Origin of the sequence: Enterococcus sp. E5-37, from assembly GCF_035726925.1 — a bacterium.
Taxonomy (GTDB): Bacteria; Bacillota; Bacilli; order Lactobacillales; family Enterococcaceae; genus Enterococcus_B; species Enterococcus_B faecium.
Window position 1 is genome coordinate 231,929 of sequence record NZ_JAPMLG010000001.1, and the last position, 17,432, is coordinate 249,360.

Below are 17,432 nucleotides of genomic sequence, written 5' to 3' on the forward strand. Positions count from 1 at the left end.
GAAAAAAATTTCAGGAGTGGTAAAATGAATTATAGAGTAGCGGTTTTAGGACCAGGCTCTTGGGGTACTGCTTTGGCACAAGTCCTCGCCGAAAACGGACATGACGTTCGGATTTGGGGACATCGTGCTTCACAAGTAGAAGAAATCAACACCCAACACACGAATCAACGTTATTTACCAGATCATTATCTACCCGATTCCATCCAAGCATTCACCAATATGGAAGATGCAGTAAAAGACGCAGATGCGGTGCTATTCGTCATTCCAACGAAAGCAATACGTTCTGTTGCAAAAGAACTAGTGCCTAAATTGAATACAAAGCCAGTGATCATCCATGCAAGTAAAGGATTAGAACAGGGAACACATAAAAGGATCTCTGACATCTTGTTAGAGGAAATCCCAGCAGAAAAAAGAAAAGCTGTTGTTGTTCTTTCTGGACCAAGCCATGCAGAAGAAGTAGCGAAACATGACATCACTACGATCACAGCTGCAAGTACAGATGCAAAAGCAGCAAAATATGTACAAGAGCTGTTCATGAATAATTATTTTCGGATCTATACTAATCCTGATGTGATCGGTGTAGAGATGGGGGCAGCTTTGAAAAATATTATTGCTATTGGTGCTGGCGCTATTCACGGCTTAGGGTTTGGCGATAATGCAAAGGCAGCAATCATGACGCGCGGATTAGCTGAGATCAGCCGTTTAGGTGTAGCAATGGGTGCCAACCCGCTGACCTTTATCGGATTAAGCGGAGTAGGCGATCTAGTCGTTACTTGCACAAGTGTTCATTCTAGGAACTGGCGCGCAGGCAACTTGTTAGGACAAGGGCAGCCCCTAGAAGAGGTGCTAGCCAATATGGGAATGGTCGTTGAAGGTGTGAATACTACCCAAGCAGCGATGGAACTAGCCCAAATAATGGAAATCGAAATGCCCATCACTCAAACAATCTATGAAGTGCTGTATGAACAAAAAGAAATCAAAACAGCCGCAAAAGAAATCATGTTACGTGATGGGAAAAAAGAAAATGAATTCTCATTAACAATTTTTTGAAGGAGCGAATGTATATGAAAGTCAAAAAAGCAGTTATTCCAGCAGCAGGATTAGGAACAAGATTTTTACCAGCAACAAAAGCTATGGCAAAGGAAATGTTGCCAATTGTTGATAAACCAACAATCCAGTTCATCGTTGAAGAAGCGTTGAAATCAGGTATCGAAGACATCTTGATCGTTACAGGAAAAGCTAAACGACCAATCGAAGATCACTTTGATTCAAATATTGAATTAGAAACAAACCTAAGTGAAAAAGGAAAGACCGAATTATTGAAATTAGTAGAAGAAACGACAGATGTCAACTTGCATTTCATCCGTCAATCTCATCCAAAGGGTTTAGGACATGCCGTTCTTCAAGCAAGAGCCTTTATTGGAAATGAACCATTTGTCGTTATGCTAGGCGATGATATAATGGAAGACGAAGTACCATTGACACAGCAATTAATCGATGATTACGAACGTACTCATGCTTCTACGATCGCCGTTATGCAAGTTCCTCATGATGAAACTTCAAAATACGGAATTATCAATCCAGGAGAAGTATTGGAAGATGGGTTATACAATGTCAAAAACTTTGTTGAAAAACCAGATCCAAGCAAAGCACCAAGTGATTTAGCTATTATTGGACGTTACTTATTGACTCCAGAAATTTTTGATGTATTGTCCGAGCAACAACCAGGAGCCGGAAATGAAATCCAACTAACTGACGCAATCGATACATTGAATAAAACACAACGCGTATTTGCCCGTAAATTCACAGGTAAACGTTACGATGTCGGTGACAAATTTGGTTTTATGAAAACAAGTATTGAATATGGTCTAACACATCCAGAAGTAGGTGCACCTTTACGTGAGTACATCCTGTCTTTAGGTAAAACATTAGAAGCAGAAGGAAGCAAGATCGATCATAATCCAAAAGGAATAACAGAAATCAAAGAAGAAAAGAAAAAATAACCCTTTTTTCTAACGAGCTTCAGCTGCTAATTGAATAAAAAGTAGTTGAAGCTCGTTTTTATTTGTTTAAAAAACACGAAAATGCTATCCTTATAGAAAAGAGAGACAAGAAGGGAGTTTGATCATGTCAGGAGGAGAAATTGCAGGATTGATCGCAGCAATCGCCTTTGCGATACTTGTCGTTTTTATCGTTCGTGTGTTGTTGCAAGTTTCTAAAACTTTAGAAAAAGTAGATCAGACTGTAGCAGAAGCAAATACGACGATCGAAATCGTCACAAAAGACGTAGATCTTTTGTCTAGACAAGTAGAAGGCTTACTGGTCAAAAGTAATGAACTGCTCTTGGATATCAATGGAAAAGTCGCAACGATCGATCCATTGTTCACAGCAGTTGCTGATTTAAGTGAAAGTGTATCAGAACTTAATCATTCTAGTAAAAACATCGCGACGAAAGTCGGCGGAATCGGTAAAACGACAGCTAAAGCGACGGTTGCCGGAAAAGTCGGTGGGACAGCGATGAAATTTTTTAAAAACAAAAAACATACTGAAACGACAGGAGGAAAATAAAAATGGCTAAAAAAGGTGGATTTTTATTAGGTGCAGTAGTCGGAGGCACAGCCGCAGCAATCGCCGCGTTATTGTTAGCACCAAAATCTGGTAAAGAACTTCGGGATGAATTAGCTGCCCAAGCGGATGATTTGATGGATATGGCTTCAGATTACACAGATATGGCGAAAGAAAAATCGACTGAGTTAACAGGTATTGCAAAAGAAAAAGCGCAAGATCTTTCTCAACAAGCAGGTGATCTAGCAGGTAGTGTCAAACAAAAAGTAAGTGAATCAGCAGATGAAGCAGGAAGTGAATCTGACGATATCTTGTTAAATCTTAAAGAACAATCAGCTGACTTATCTAATCGTTTCAAAAAAACGGCAGAAGATATGAAAAAACCTGCAGATGAATTAGGAAGTATTGCTAAAGATACTTCAGAAGATATTATGATTGATGTAAAAGACGCTGCTGGTAAAGCAGGAGACACTGTCAATGAAGGAATGTCAGAAGCAGAACCAGTTGCAGATGACACAAAAGAAATGATGAAAATGGCAAAAGAAGATGCGAAAGAAGCTAAAAAAGAAATAAAAGATACAATGACAGATTCATCTACAAATCACTAAAATCACAAATTTATAGAATAAAAAGGTGGGAGCGGACTAGCTCTCACCTTTTTTACTCTTATTTTTCTAAAACAAGTAATTCTTTTGGTGTAGTCGTGAATGGCACACAGCCATCGCTTGTCACATATACACAGTCTTCGATACGTACCCCTACTTTTTCAGGAATATAGATTCCTGGTTCAAGAGAGAAGCACATCCCTTCTTCGATTACTAAGTCATTTCCTTCTACAAGGGAAGGGAATTCGTGGACGGTTGTTCCGATCCCGTGACCTAAACGGTGATTGAAATATTCGCCGTAGCCATAGCTGTTGATCACGTTTCGTGCGATTTGATCAAGTTCACCTGCTGTCACACCTGGACGGACGGCTTCTTGTGCGGCAAGCTGTGCTTCAAGAGTGATGTTGTATATTTTTTCTTGGAAGTCGGTTGGTTTTTGATAAGCAATTGTACGAGTAGCATCACTGCAATAGCCATTCCAAACAACGCCAAGATCGAATAACACAAGTTCATTCGGTGAAATCTTCGTGTTTCCTGGTGTACCATGAGGGCTTGCAGCATTTGCTCCTGCAAGGACTAATGTGTCGAAAGACATTTGTGAAACACCTTGTTTTTTCAATTGGTATTCAATTTCTGCAATGATCGCTTGTTCAGTCACGCCTTCTTTCACTGCTTTAAAGCCAATCTCAAATGCAACATCGGCCCATTTACCAGCTTCGATCAGTTTGTCTTTTTCCTCTAGAGTTTTGATCAGTTGTAGACGTTGGATGATGGAAGTTAGATCAGTGTAAGAATCCGTTCCCGTCAAGATATCAGAGATAGCATCGAAGCGCTCGACAGTCAAGGCGTTCTTTTCAATCCCTACATTGCCAGGCTGACCATAGCGAGCACGAAGTTCTTTTCCGATGATCTCCCAAGGATTTTCGCTGTCTAAATAGCCACGGACATCATACGCCCAACTACTGTTTTGAGCATCTTCAACTTCCAAAGCAGGAGTGAAAAGGAAAGGATCTTGTTCAAGAGGGATAAAAAGAGCTAGTACACGCTCATGAGGATCACTTTCGTATCCGGAAAAGTAAGCGATGTGGCCAGGGTCGCTGATATAAGCCAATTCGACTTGGTGTTGTGCCATCCATTGACGTAGTTCATTGATTTTTACGTTATTCATTTGGCAACCTACTTTCTAAATTAATTTTGTATTCAATAATTGTACCACTGATTTATTAAAAGACCAACGTTCTAAAAACTGAAAAAAGTAAAAATTTTCATGAAAACAGAGATAAAACGGTTGCAATTCTTGAGATTATTTGATATTCTATTTTAGAAATGTAAGACGTATTTTCAGAAAACATATAAAATATGAATAGGAGAACACAAATGGAAAAGCAAACAATCACTATCTATGATGTAGCGAGAGAGGCAAATGTTTCGATGGCTACTGTTTCACGTGTCGTAAATGGCAATCCAAACGTCAAACCAGCAACAAGAAAAAAAGTCTTGGAAGTTATCGATCGCTTGGATTATCGTCCAAACGCAGTTGCGCGTGGCTTGGCAAGTAAGAAAACAACAACAGTTGGGGTAATCATCCCTGATGTCAGCAATATGTTCTTTGCTTCTTTAGCACGTGGTATCGATGATGTGGCAACAATGTACAAATACAATATTATCTTAGCAAATTCAGATGGTAACGACCAAAAAGAAGTCAATGTATTGAATAACTTACTGGCTAAGCAAGTGGACGGCGTGATCTTCATGGGTCACCATATCACAGACGAAATCCGTGGAGAATTTTCACGTTCAAAAACTCCTGTTGTATTAGCTGGCTCTATTGATCCAGATGAACAAGTAGGTAGCGTAAACATTGATTATGTATCAGCAACAAAAGATGCAGTAAACAAATTGGCAAAAAGCGGCAATAAAAAAATCGCTTTTGTCAGTGGTGCGTTGATCGATCCTATCAATGGACAAAATCGTCTGAAAGGCTATAAAGAAGCATTAAGCGAAAATAACCTACCATATAGCGAAGGGTTGATCTTTGAAGCACAATACAACTTCAAAGATGGTCTATCTCTAGTCGATCGGATCCATAATAGCGGTGCAACAGCTGTCTATGTTTCAGATGATGAATTAGCCATCGGTATTTTGGATGGTTTATTAGACCGTGGCGTGAAAGTACCGGAAGAATTCGAAATCATCACAAGTAACAATTCACTACTGACAGAAGTAGCTCGTCCTCGTTTAACAAGTATCACACAACCATTATACGATTTAGGGGCGGTATCTATGCGCCTATTGACGAAAATGATGAATAAAGAAGAAGTCGAAGAAAAAACGATTATCTTGCCTTATGGAATCGAAGAAAAAGGATCTACAAAATAATAAAAGGACAACCATTCAGAGGTTGTGTGCCTGCCGTTTAACTCTGCGTTACAAGGAGCAATTTCAAAAAACAGCATCTCATGTTTGATGAATATTGTGACTCGTGATTCGGAGTTGGCAGGAGAACACCGTTTATTCGGGAAAAGGGGTTATGACAAAATTTTGTTATAATCCTTTTTTTGTGTCTTAAAAAAGAGAGAAAGTGGTTGAAATTACATTTATCGTATATAAAACAATCCGTGTATAGATGCTGCATTTTGTTCACCACCATCAAAAAAATAAGGGAATGTGACAATACTATTGTCACATTCCCTTATTACTGTGTATTCTATTAAATCAATCATCTTTCTCATCTGATTCTTTGGTTGCTTGATTCGCTCTTGCATAAGCTGAAGCGGTGTTCCAGTAATCTGTATAGTTTTCATCGGTACCGCCAACGCCAAACTTAAAGGCGCTTTTCTTCGGTCCATTTTTCGCCCATAGCGATTCAACTGTTTTTCCTGGTGTTTGGATGGATTTTTTATTGACAGTAACTTTTCCAGGTGTTTGACCAGTAAATCCAGATACTTTTTTCTTCATCACATCAGATGATAATTCGAATTTCTCATCAGTGCCAAAAATGTCAGGTTTTGCTTGGTAAGCTTGATTGATCAGATTGGCAAGATAATTAGCCGAACGTATCCTTGCTTTGCTGTCCATTCCAGTATTGTCATCGTGCCCTGCCCAGCTACTGATGGTAATAGACGGAGTAGAGACAATTAGCCATGAATCTCGGTATTCATTGGTAGAACCAGTTTTTCCGACCCAATCTGCTTTTCCTAGATTTCCGTTTAAGCTTGAGATGGCATCTTTGAATGGTGTAGTGATTTTTGCATTGATCACACTGCGCATCATGTCATTCATGATCGATGCCGTTGCTTCCGAATAGATCCGGACAGAGTTGCTTTCGTGTTTATAAATTACATTTCCTGCGTTATCTGTGATGGAATCGATGATATAGCCTTCTTCATAGACCCCGCCGTTTGCTAAAGCCTGAAATCCGTTGGTCTGTTGAAGCGTCGTGACATCTACTGTACCTAAAGGAGCAGATTCAACGCCCCAATTGTCATTTGCCGGGTAGTTCATCTTTGCCAAGTAGTGCTCGTAAGCATATTGTTTCGATCCACCGGAATTCAACACATCTTGATATAAGTGATAAGCCGGGATATTGTTGGACCATTCTAGTGACTCACGGACGGTTTGGAAGGTGTTCGATCCTTCGTTAGTAGCATTGACGATTTTCTCGCCAGCATTTTCTCCTTCTTGCCAAGTTGTTGCATAATCTGATACACGGGATTCTGATCCGATAAGCCCCATGTCGATTGCAGGTCCGTAAACAAGAACTGGTTTGATTGATGAGCCAGCTTGACGTTCTGTATCGAAGGCATGGTTATTTTGATTCTGACTGTAATTCCGTCCGCCAACGAATCCGTAGATGCGACCAGTTCTGTTATCCATCAATACATTTCCGGTTTCTACTTGACTGCCAGCACCATCATCTAACATGTATCCATAATTTTCAACGCCATTTTGCAATGCAGCATAGACATCTTTATCGATTGTCGAATGGATTGTATATCCTTTATTTTGGATCGTTTGCTGTGCCTTTTGATAATAAGCGTCACTGACCGATGAATCAGACATATCAGCGTTGTCTTTTTCAGCCAATTGTTGTGCAATGATTCTTGTTGCTTCATTCATCACAGTATAATACAAGAATTCTCTGTCAGTCTGTTCTGCGATTTGTTGTGGTAGAAAGTCTTTTGTAAGGTCATAGGCTTTTGCTTCTTCGTATTGTTCTTTCGTAATTTGGCCTTCACGATACATACTGAATAAAACAAAATCTTTTCTGGCAAGGCCGGCAGAAAGATCTTCTTTTAGCGCGCCTGTGTTCGTGTATGGACTATACGTGATCGGGCTTTGGGGTAATCCAGCGATGTAAGCAGCTTGCGGCAGCGTCACATCTTTTGCATCTACACCAAAGATTCCTCTTGCAGCTTCCTGGACTCCAGCAATGTTTTGTCCCTTATTATTACGACCAAATGGTGAGACATTCAAATACGTAGCAATGATCTCATCTTTTGAAAAGTATTTTTCTACTTGTGCAGAAAGAATGATCTCGTTTGCTTTACGTTTGAATGTTGTTTCATCTGTAAGGATCTGCTGTTTGACTAATTGCTGTGTCAAAGTTGATCCACCAGAAGAGCCAATACCAGTAGCTTCAGATACTAATGCTCGTAAAACAGCTTTAGGAACGTAACCTTGGTGTTTATCGAAGTATTCATCCTCTGTGCTGATAATTGCAGTTTTCAATAAAGGTGAAATTTTATCAGATGAAATAGTCGTGCGCATCAGATCTGTCTGGATTTTTGATATCTCTGTATTATCTGCATAAACAATCTTTGACGTTTCTGTAATGTTTCCTAGTTCTGTCTGCAGTGCTTTTTTAGTCGGCAATTGTGTGTCTTCGACGAGATAGGCAAAATAGCCAGCGCCTATTCCAATACCTAGAGCTGCGAACATCAAAAGAAGAACAGTAATAAAAACAGTCAATGATTGAAAAACTCTAAAAATAATCTTAGGAACAAACCATTTTTCTTTTTTTCTTCTATTCTGTTTTTTTCGAGTATTTTTGCGTGGCAAAAGGGTCACCTCAACTAATGGTTTTATTTCGCTAATTATAGCAAATAATAGAACAAAAAAACAGACAAGGCTGTTTTTGGCAGGAATTTCTTTTTTAAAGGAGTTAAAACGTGAGAAAATGATCTTTTTTATAAAAGAGTTCTTAAGCTTTTCTTTAGAGAAAATTTCAGTTACTATGGAGAACAGGGCAAAGAAAAATCAATCATTTTCTTTGTATATCATTTTACCAATATATAGGAATTGTTAGTAACAATTGCCTTTCAAGGAGGAATCCATCCATGTTATTAGGCTCACACGTCAGCATGAGCGGAAAGAAAATGCTGTTAGGAGCAGCAGCAGAAGCAGCCAGTTATGGATCTTCGACTTTTATGATCTATACAGGCGCCCCTCAAAACACTAGAAGAAAAACCATCGAAGAGATGAATATTGATGCCGGAAAAGCGTACATGGCAGAAAACGGTCTAACAAATATCGTCGTTCATGCCCCTTATATCATTAATTTGGGGAATACGGTCAAACCAGAAATGTTTCCTTTTGCCGTCCAATTTCTGAGAGAAGAGATTGTTCGTGCGGAAGCTTTAGGCGCTACTCAAATTACACTTCACCCAGGTGCTCATGTAGGGGCAGGAACAGAAGCCGGAATTGCTAGAATTATTGAAGGCTTGAATGAAGTTTTGACAAAAGAACAGACGGCACAAATCGCTTTGGAGACAATGGCAGGTAAAGGTACGGAAATCGGTCGAACATTTGAGGAATTAGCGCAAATCATCGATGGAGTAAAATTGAATGAAAAATTATCCGTTACTTTTGACACCTGTCATACGAATGATGCCGGTTATAATATTAAAGAAGACTTTTCAGGTGTAATGGAAGAGTTTGATAAGATCATCGGGTTAGATCGGCTTAAAGTACTCCATATCAATGATTCTAAAAATCCGCAAGGTTCGCATAAAGACCGGCACGCCAATATTGGTTTTGGAACAATCGGATTCGACACGCTGAATAAGATCGTCCATGATCCAATGTTTGACAATATTTCGAAAATCTTGGAAACTCCCTATGTCGGCAAAGATAAAAAGAAAGCTTACGCACCATATGGAAAAGAAATCGCCATGTTCAAAGCGCAAACATTTGATCCAGAAGTGTTTCCTGAGTTATTAGCAGAAGAAGTGATACTCTAAGATTTTCTATCTGACAGCAGCAAAAAAGGACCAGGCACATTGCCTTGTCCTTTTTTGTTTAAGAAACAAAGGAGTACTTTTTGCAGTCTTTTTCATCATGCATCTTCTCCCCCCTCTTTTTAAATTTAGACAAACAGGGTATACTGGTAGAAAAGTAAAAAAACGAAAAGTTTCACAAGCAAGTGGCAAAACGTGATTGGAAGGACGAAAAGATGCTGAACACTTTAAAACCCTTGATCAACCAACTAAAAAAGAAACATACATACTTTATTCTTGGCATAGCCCTATTATTTACAATTATTCGTTTGTATTTATATAGTAAAGCAATCTATGGAACAGACATGTCGGCAACCTATGATGACCAGCTGCTGATTCGCTATGCTCAAAATATTTTGGACGGTAAATGGCTAGGGGAGTATACGACTACAACACTTTCCAAAGGAATCTCCTACAGCTTATTTTTAGTACTTGCACATAAACTGCATCTTTCTTATGCAGTTTTGTTCGGCATGTTCAGTATTTTTGCCAGTATATTGGTTGCACTCGCGTTTAAACCGATCGTGAAGAACAAGTATCTTCTTTTAAGTATCTATTTTTATTTTTTGTTTTCTCCGATTAGTTTTACACATGAATATTCCACTCGAACATATCGTAATGCCCTCGTGATTCCGGCTGTTGAGATCATTATCGCTTGTTTATTAGCTATTTATTACCGCAAATACGGTTCTAGCAGAAAATTGCTGCCATGGTTTTTAGGGCTTTCTGTCGCTTTTCCTTTCTTTTGGTTCATTCGCGAAGATTCTATCTGGCTTCTTCCTTTTACTGTAGTAGCTTTGGGTATCAGTTTCGTCCAGATCTTGCTAGGGCAAGACTTTTCTTTCAAAGAAGTAAAGAAGTTAAAAAAACGACTCTTTCTTCTCTCGAAACGGGAATGGCTGAAACTTTCATTGTTATTACTTCCTATAGTTGGCTTTTCCATCGTCTATCAGTGGATCGAATATAAAAATGAGACAACATACGGTATTGCAACCATCAATGACCGTTCCAGTGGAGAATTTGGACGTTTGATGAAACAACTGATCCGAATAGATGATGAAACGAACTTGAATAAAGAAAACAGTGAGATATGGGTCTCACATGCTGCACTAAATAAAGCATTAGCCGCATCTCCTACATTCCATACTGTTTCTACCCGTATTGACGAATTATATACGACTCACGCGTGGACTCAAGGTGGAAAAGTAAAAGAATTACCCGGAGATATCATCTTTTGGGCATTGCGAGATGTGGTAAGCGAATCTGGTTATTACCAAAACAATGCAAAAGAAACCAATGATTTTTGGAAAAAAGTCAACCAAGAATTAGAAGAAGCCTATCACAAGGGAACCATCAAAAAGAAAAAAGAGTTCTATCTGATGGGATCAGGAGATGGAAAGACGATGAGTGATCTACCAATCGTATTCGATTTCCTTCAATCAGGATACGCTTATGCATGGCGATATAAAGATTTCCATCAAGGAGGAAATTATAGTTTCGGAACGCAAGAACAAGTCAAACAGGCTCAAGAATTATTAAACCTTCCGCTAATGGAGAATTGGATCGATAGTAATGAACCGAGAACACCTAATTTCCAATTAACAAAATCAGCAAAAGTCGCGAATGTCATCATAAAAATTTACCAAGTTCTGGCTATTCCCGTGCTGATTGCTTCAATAGCAGGGATATTACTTATGATACTAGGAACCGTATTTGCAAAAGCTGATCGTGCCTATTATAGTTCCTCTTTGATTGTGGTCACCGGATTAATACTGACACAATTGGTTTTTCTTTTCGGTGTCTCGTGGTTTTGTTCTTATGCGCCAGAAAAAAAGGATTATTTTTTAAGTGTCTACACTGGCGCAGGCGTGCCGTTAACGCAATTCATCGTAGTAACAAGCATGCTAGTTTTCAGTAAATTAAATCTGAAAAAAGCTTTATCTTCTAAATAAAAAGACCCTTGGTAGCTAGATTTTTAACCTAACTATCAAGGGTCTTTGTGTGGAAAAATCAGTTTTTATTCGATTTCTTCTACCATTTCCTGCAAACGCTGTTCATATTTTTTGTTTCCTTTATATAAATCACCAATCGTCCATGCCAACAGGAGGAGGACAAGAACAATGATTACATAAGCGATGTGATCAGCCAATGCTAGTTGAGCGGAAGTGGCTTGCTCGCCGAAGAAACTTTCGATCTGTCCTGGTAATCCTCGTAAGTTCAAGTAAGTTAGACTAATCACAGAGAACCAGCCAAGAAGTTTTACGATGAATGAATTTTTAAATCGGCTACCCATCTCCGCTTGGCTGTTGGTCATCATCAGTAAAGGGATCATCGAAAACGGCAACGCAAAAGCCAAGAACACCTGGGATTCATTCATTAAGTTATTCAAAGCGGTATGTTCTTCGATCGTTCCTTTTGTACTTGTAAACAAAACACAAATCAATACAGGAATCACAGAAAGCAATCGTGTGACCAGTCTTCTTAGCCAAATCGGGATACGCATATGGATGAATCCTTCCATGATGACTTGACCGGTCAACGTACCAGTAATAGTAGAGTTCTGGCCAGAAGCAAGAAGTGCTACAGCAAATAAAGTGGACAAGATACCAGATTTTGCTACAGCAATCAAGATACCATTGCTCATAGCTGATGGATCAGATAAAGCTTCATACAGACCAAAAAAGGAAGGATCTTGAACAGAACCGGTTTTGAAGACAGCGACACCCATAATCAATAGCAGCGCATTGACTAGAAAAGCCATCGACAATTGGATATTAGAGTCCCAAGTAGAAAAACGTACAGCTTGTGCTACATCTTCTTCGTCTTGGTGATCGATCTTCCGAGTTTGTGAAACTGCTGAATGTAGATATAAGTTATGTGGCATGACTGTTGCGCCAATAATCCCTAATGCTCCAGTTAGCGGAGTTTCGCCACCAATGACAGGTGAGTCGGAGAATGTATGGCTGTTAGGGATAAAGCCAGCAAATAAACTGTGCCAATCTGGGTTAGACAAGCCAACTTGATAGACAAAAACGAATAAAATGACGAAAATCAAGCAGACAACCAGTGCTTCGATCTTACGAAACCCGACTTTTGTCAGTAGTAAGAGAACGAAAACATCTAATACAGTAATAAAGACGGCAATCACCAATGGAATATCAAAAAGTAAGTAGAGGGCGATTGCTGCACCAATGACTTCTGCAATATCTGTTGCCATAATGGCTAATTCAGTCAAGATCCATAAAATGACACCCAATGTCTTACTTGTGCGTGCTCGGATTGCTTGGGCCAAATCCATTTGGGTCACGATTCCTAATTTTGCTGCCATATACTGTAAAAGCATAGCAATCAGACTAGACATCAAAATAACTGACATCAATAAATATTGGAAATTTTGTCCACCAGTGATCGAAGTGGACCAGTTACCTGGATCCATATAACCAACTGCTACTAATGCACCTGGTCCAGAGTAAGCAAGAAGTGTTTTAAAAAAACTTTTCCCCTTTGGTACATCAACTGTTCCATTTACTTCAGCTAAAGATAAACCATTTGTATGTTCAATAAGTCGATGCTTATGAAATTGTTTATTGGATTGATTATTCAAGAAAAAACCACCTTTCCTATTTATCTACGATTACATTCTACACCTCAAAAAGAAAAAATTAAAGAAAAAGATTCGGTATGCCTAATTTATTTTCGTGGCGTGTCTTGCTAGATGACGAAAGAAATTTTGTTCTCCTCTAAAAAAACCGCTATTTTTTGCATGAAACTAAAGAATACGCCTTTCTTTTTTCAATAAACTTTAGTAAAATAAGTCATTGAGAGCAATTCGGAAATAGAAAGGAGAGATTTATATGTTATCAACAGGTATTGTCGTACTTATTGCTATTATTGCTTTGCTAATCGGCGCAGTAGGTGGCTTTTTCCTAGCGCGTAAATATATGAAAGACTATTTAGAAAAAAATCCTCCCGTTAATGAGGACATGTTGCGATCAATGATGATGTCAATGGGGCAAAAACCATCTGAGAAGAAAATTCGCCAGATGATGCAGCAAATGAAGAACCAAGGGAAAAAATAGGTTCTGACCCAACGACTTTTTACGGGCTGATTTTTTCAGTCCGTTTTTTATTTCGTAATTTATTAGACTATTCAGATTATTCAGCAAAAAAGACACGCACAGACAATCCTAGGCTCTTGATAAAGACAAAGGAGGAGTAAAATGTCGATTTTTAGAAAGTTAGGCTGGTTTTTTCGTCAGGAAAAGAAACATTATTTAATTGGGGTTTTCTCGCTATTCGCAGTGGCCTTGGTACAGTTAGTTCCTCCAAAAGTGATTGGGATCATCATTGATGAGATTGCCGATAAAAATTTATCAGTAAAGATCATTTTCGGGTGGATCTTCCTATTGATTATCGCTGCTTTTTTACAATATCTTTTTCGTTATATCTGGCGGACGAATATTTGGGGAAGTGCAGCTCGGTTGGAGAAAGAACTTCGGCAGCAGTTATTCAAACATTTTACAGAAATGGACAATCTCTTTTACCAAAAATATCGGACTGGGGATTTGATGGCTCATGCAACGAATGATTTGAATGCGATCCAGAATGTAGCAGGAGCTGGTATCTTGACCTTTGCAGATTCAGTGATTACGGGCGGAACAACGATCATTGCGATGATTTTGTTTATTGATTGGCGCTTAACACTGATTGCGCTGATTCCTCTGCCTTTGCTGGCCGTCACTTCACGAGTGCTGGGGTCGAAACTCCATGATGCTTTTCGTGATTCGCAAGAAGCTTTTTCTAGTATCAATGATAAGACACAAGAAAGTATCACTGGGATCAAAGTCATTAAAACATTTGGACAAGAAAAAGAAGATCTAGCGGATTTTGAAGAAAAGATTGAAGATGCAATTATTAAAAACAAACGAGTCAATTTTTTAGACTCCTTATTTGATCCATTCATTACCTTGATTATCGGTCTGTCTTATGTTGCAACAATTATTTTAGGTGGAAAGTATGTCTTGGAAGGCACGATCTCGATCGGGCAGATGGTCTCATTTATTAGTTATATCGGTATGCTTGTTTGGCCGATGTTTGCGATTGGTCGATTGTTCAACGTATTGGAAAGAGGAAATGCTTCTTATGATCGCGTCAATGAACTTTTGCATGAAAAAACGCATATCGTGGAACAACTGGGTGCAGTGCAGACCCCGGCAAAAGGCGAGCTGAATGTAGCTATTTCCTCTTTTAATTATCCGAAAGAAGAATCACCAGCATTAGAACAAATCAAGTTTGCAATCCAAGAAGGAGAAACATTAGGTATTGTTGGGAAAACTGGTGCGGGAAAAACGACGATCATCAAATTACTGATGCGTGAATACGATGATTATCAAGGGAAAATCCAATTTGGCGGACGTTCGATCAAAGAATATTCATTTAATGCTTTATTAGGATCAATCGGCTATGTGCCTCAGGATCACTTCTTGTTTTCGATGACCATTCGAGATAATATCCGTTTTTCTAATCCAAAACTTTCAGAAGAAGAAGTAGAGCATGCGGCTTCTTTAGCATTTATCAACAATGAAATCAAGGAATTACCAAAAGGTTATGATACCTTAGTTGGAGAACGTGGAGTCTCTTTATCTGGCGGACAGAAACAAAGGATTTCGATTGCTCGAGCATTGATCAAAAATCCTGAATTATTAATATTAGATGATGCACTTTCTGCAGTAGATGCCAAAACAGAAGAAGCTATCTTGCATAATTTAAAAGAAATAAGAAAAGAGAAAACAACTATCATTTCAGCTCACCGTTTAAGTAGCGTGATGCATGCAAAAGAAATCATTGTTGTCGATCAAGGGAAAATCATTGAACGAGGAACCCATCATGAGCTGCTTGCACTAGGCGGCTGGTATGAACAAATGTGGGAGAAACAGCAATTAGAAGCGAAGATAGAAGGAGGCGAGGCCTGATGGATGAAAATTATCAATCGGAATGGACAAAATCGATTCCACTTAAAGAACAGAAAAAGATCATCACACGACTGATGAAGTTCGCCAAACCTTTTAGAAGAACGTTCATCGTTGCTATCTTATTTGCGTTTGCTCTGTCTGTGATCAATGTCCTATTGCCAAGGATCATCCAAACTTTTATGGATGTTCATCTGGCTAAACAGTCGGCTACGACACAAGTTATTTTGTTTTTTGCTGGTATGTACTTATTTGGAGTCATAGTAAAAAGTATCATTTGGTTTTTCCAATGGTATTTGTATTCCATGGCTTCATTGAAGACCTATCAGTATATTAGGGTAAAATTATTTGAAAAGCTGCATACACTAGGTATGCGTTATTTTGATCAGACACCGGCAGGATCAACCGTTTCTCGAGTGACGAATGACACAGAAACGCTATTTGAATTTTGGTACGTCTTTTTGATGGTATTGACTGGGATCTTTGCAGTCGTTTCTTCATTCATTGCCATGTTTCAAATCAATGGAGAAATTGCCTTGTGGACTTTGGTGTTCTTGCCAATTTTAGGAATCGTCATCTGGTATTACCAGAAATTTAGTTCTCGTATTTACCGGAATATGCGAGAAAAATTAAGTCAGCTGAATACGAAATTGAATGAATCGATTTCCGGCATGCGTATTATCCAGCAGTTTCGCCAAGAAGCTCGTTTAGCTAAAGAATTTGAACAAGTGAACAATGAGTATTTAGACACGCGTTATGCGATGATCAAAACGAATTCGATTCTGTTAAGTCCAATCATCAATTTTCTATATGCATTGGCGATTGCGTTGGTGTTGACTTTGTTTGGGATCGATGCGTTGCATTCTCCCGTAGAAGTTGGACTGATCTATGCATTTACGACCTATGTCCAGGGATTTTTTAATCCAATGTCTCAAATGATGGACTTTTTGAGCATCTTCACAGATGGGATGGTTGCTGGTAGTCGTATCTTGAAGATTATGGATACGGAAGAATATGCACCACAACAAAACCCTGGAGCAGATCAAATGATTACTTCAGGTAAGATTGAGTTTCGCAATGTAAGCTTTTCTTATGATGGAGAGCACAATGTATTAAACAATATCTCTTTTGTTGCTAATCCGGGAGAGACCGTTGCATTAGTGGGACACACCGGAAGTGGGAAAAGCTCGATCATCAATGTATTGATGCGGTTTTACGAATTTTATGAAGGTCAGATATTGATTGATGATCATGACATTCGAGAATATCCAATGGAAGAGTTACGTAAGAAAATGGGGCTGGTCTTGCAAGATGCTTTCTTGTTTTATGGGGATATCGCAGGAAATATTCGGATGATGAATCCAGCTATCACAGACGAACAGATACGCCATGCGGCTGAGTTTGTTCAAGCAAACAAATTCATCGATGAATTACCAAAAGGATATCACTCAAAAGTGATCGAACATGGTGCCAGCTATTCTAGTGGACAACGACAGCTGATCACTTTTGCGCGAACAATCGTGACTGATCCTAAAATTCTAGTATTGGATGAAGCAACAGCAAATATCGATACTGAAACAGAAGGATTGATCCAAGAAGGATTGGCAAAAATGCGTCAAGGACGGACAACGATTGCGATTGCCCATCGGCTGTCAACGATTCGAGATGCAGAATTGATTTTAGTTTTAGACAAAGGTCATATAGTAGAACGCGGGAATCATGAAACACTTCTAGCGCAAAATGGTTTGTATGCAGATATGTACAAACTGCAAAGTAGTGGTATATAAAAGATGTTGTGACAGTAGCATTTTGACCTAAGCACTAGAGTGAAAATAAAACATAGCTTCCCATATTTTTCATCTGTGAGAGTTAGTGTCGTAGTTACCAGATTTAAAAAAGACGACGTCAGCTAGTCAGAAGTGCCTAATAGCCCCTAAGAAAGCGTTGACAAAATCGTTTGCTTTCGATAATATAAAGAAAACGATACAACTTGGATAGTGATTGCCTGATGCAAG

13 protein-coding genes are annotated in these 17,432 nt (G+C 38.9%); 10 read left to right on the forward strand and 3 right to left on the reverse strand.

Translation table 11 applies throughout. The features are described 5' to 3' along the window. The first annotated feature begins 24 nt into the window (after window positions 1-24). From OS138_RS01135 to OS138_RS01150, 4 genes are all read left to right on the forward strand, one after another. Window positions 25-1,050, forward strand: coding sequence for an NAD(P)H-dependent glycerol-3-phosphate dehydrogenase (locus OS138_RS01135; protein ID WP_002294970.1), 1,026 nt, complete (start codon window positions 25-27; stop codon window positions 1,048-1,050). Between the two features lie 14 nt (window positions 1,051-1,064). Next, the gene (gene galU, locus OS138_RS01140; RefSeq protein WP_002289574.1) at window positions 1,065-2,003 is read left to right on the forward strand and encodes a UTP--glucose-1-phosphate uridylyltransferase GalU; all 939 of its coding nucleotides are present in this window, start codon (window positions 1,065-1,067) and stop codon (window positions 2,001-2,003) included. Window positions 2,004-2,127: 124 nt separating this feature from the next. Next, the gene (locus tag OS138_RS01145) at window positions 2,128-2,568 is read left to right on the forward strand and encodes a DUF948 domain-containing protein (RefSeq protein ID WP_002289575.1); all 441 of its coding nucleotides are present in this window, start codon (window positions 2,128-2,130) and stop codon (window positions 2,566-2,568) included. A gap of 2 nt (window positions 2,569-2,570) precedes the next feature. Beyond that, on the forward strand, window positions 2,571-3,173 hold the full coding sequence (locus tag OS138_RS01150) for a YtxH domain-containing protein (protein ID WP_002334130.1): 603 nt from the start codon (window positions 2,571-2,573) through the stop codon (window positions 3,171-3,173). A 58-nt stretch (window positions 3,174-3,231) separates the two neighbouring features. On the opposite strand, the gene OS138_RS01155 is transcribed toward OS138_RS01150, so the two are convergent. After that, window positions 3,232-4,338 carry an aminopeptidase P family protein gene (locus OS138_RS01155; protein WP_002296134.1) on the reverse strand — a complete coding sequence of 369 codons (1,107 nt, stop codon included), beginning with the start codon at window positions 4,336-4,338 and terminating at the stop codon, window positions 3,232-3,234. 209 nt (window positions 4,339-4,547) lie between these two features. Here OS138_RS01155 and ccpA point away from each other — a divergent pair, with 209 nt between their 5' ends. Beyond that, entirely contained in the window at window positions 4,548-5,549 is a 1,002-nt protein-coding gene (ccpA, locus tag OS138_RS01160) for a catabolite control protein A (protein WP_002291653.1), read from the forward strand. Window positions 5,550-5,885: 336 nt separating this feature from the next. Here ccpA and OS138_RS01165 read toward each other — a convergent pair whose 3' ends face one another. Next, on the reverse strand, window positions 5,886-8,231 hold the full coding sequence (locus OS138_RS01165) for a transglycosylase domain-containing protein (protein ID WP_002289443.1): 2,346 nt from the start codon (window positions 8,229-8,231) through the stop codon (window positions 5,886-5,888). A 278-nt stretch (window positions 8,232-8,509) separates the two neighbouring features. On the opposite strand from OS138_RS01165, the gene OS138_RS01170 reads away from it, so the two are divergent. Together OS138_RS01170 and OS138_RS01175 are read left to right on the forward strand one after the other, a co-directional pair. Beyond that, complete coding sequence (locus OS138_RS01170) at window positions 8,510-9,412, forward strand: deoxyribonuclease IV (protein ID WP_002334132.1); 903 nt, start codon at window positions 8,510-8,512, stop codon at window positions 9,410-9,412. Window positions 9,413-9,624: 212 nt separating this feature from the next. Beyond that, window positions 9,625-11,400, forward strand: coding sequence for a glucosyltransferase (locus tag OS138_RS01175; protein ID WP_325069587.1), 1,776 nt, complete (start codon window positions 9,625-9,627; stop codon window positions 11,398-11,400). A 65-nt stretch (window positions 11,401-11,465) separates the two neighbouring features. Here OS138_RS01175 and OS138_RS01180 read toward each other — a convergent pair whose 3' ends face one another. Continuing rightward, window positions 11,466-13,052 (reverse strand): Nramp family divalent metal transporter, encoded by a 1,587-nt coding sequence (locus OS138_RS01180; RefSeq protein WP_002326755.1) that lies wholly within the window; start codon window positions 13,050-13,052, stop codon window positions 11,466-11,468. A gap of 250 nt (window positions 13,053-13,302) precedes the next feature. On the opposite strand from OS138_RS01180, the gene OS138_RS01185 reads away from it, so the two are divergent. The 3 genes from OS138_RS01185 to OS138_RS01195 all read left to right on the forward strand — a co-directional run bounded on the left by OS138_RS01185 (window position 13,303) and on the right by OS138_RS01195 (window position 17,204). After that, window positions 13,303-13,527: a YneF family protein gene (locus OS138_RS01185; RefSeq protein WP_002294955.1), complete on the forward strand. Its 225-nt coding sequence runs from the start codon at window positions 13,303-13,305 to the stop codon at window positions 13,525-13,527. A 141-nt stretch (window positions 13,528-13,668) separates the two neighbouring features. Beyond that, window positions 13,669-15,420, forward strand: a complete 1,752-nt coding sequence (locus OS138_RS01190) for an ABC transporter ATP-binding protein (RefSeq protein ID WP_325069588.1) — start codon at window positions 13,669-13,671, stop codon at window positions 15,418-15,420. Further along, the gene (locus OS138_RS01195; RefSeq protein WP_002337439.1) at window positions 15,420-17,204 is read left to right on the forward strand and encodes an ABC transporter ATP-binding protein; all 1,785 of its coding nucleotides are present in this window, start codon (window positions 15,420-15,422) and stop codon (window positions 17,202-17,204) included. The genes OS138_RS01190 and OS138_RS01195 overlap by 1 nt, the downstream gene beginning before the upstream one ends. Window positions 17,205-17,432 lie beyond the last annotated feature (228 nt).

Bases quoted from the DNA above. Each gene is read 5' to 3' on its own strand.
- OS138_RS01145 (WP_002289575.1), top strand. From the start codon at position 2,128: ATGTCAGGAGGAGAAATTGCAGGATTGATCGCAGCAATCGCCTTTGCG.
- OS138_RS01195 (WP_002337439.1), top strand. From the start codon at position 15,420: ATGGATGAAAATTATCAATCGGAATGGACAAAATCGATTCCACTTAAA.
- OS138_RS01135 (WP_002294970.1), top strand. From the start codon at position 25: ATGAATTATAGAGTAGCGGTTTTAGGACCAGGCTCTTGGGGTACTGCT.
- OS138_RS01190 (WP_325069588.1), top strand. From the start codon at position 13,669: ATGTCGATTTTTAGAAAGTTAGGCTGGTTTTTTCGTCAGGAAAAGAAA.
- OS138_RS01175 (WP_325069587.1), top strand. From the start codon at position 9,625: ATGCTGAACACTTTAAAACCCTTGATCAACCAACTAAAAAAGAAACAT.
- OS138_RS01185 (WP_002294955.1), top strand. From the start codon at position 13,303: ATGTTATCAACAGGTATTGTCGTACTTATTGCTATTATTGCTTTGCTA.
- ccpA (WP_002291653.1), top strand. From the start codon at position 4,548: ATGGAAAAGCAAACAATCACTATCTATGATGTAGCGAGAGAGGCAAAT.
- OS138_RS01170 (WP_002334132.1), top strand. From the start codon at position 8,510: ATGTTATTAGGCTCACACGTCAGCATGAGCGGAAAGAAAATGCTGTTA.
- galU (WP_002289574.1), top strand. From the start codon at position 1,065: ATGAAAGTCAAAAAAGCAGTTATTCCAGCAGCAGGATTAGGAACAAGA.
- OS138_RS01155 (WP_002296134.1), bottom strand. From the start codon at position 4,338: ATGAATAACGTAAAAATCAATGAACTACGTCAATGGATGGCACAACAC.
- OS138_RS01150 (WP_002334130.1), top strand. From the start codon at position 2,571: ATGGCTAAAAAAGGTGGATTTTTATTAGGTGCAGTAGTCGGAGGCACA.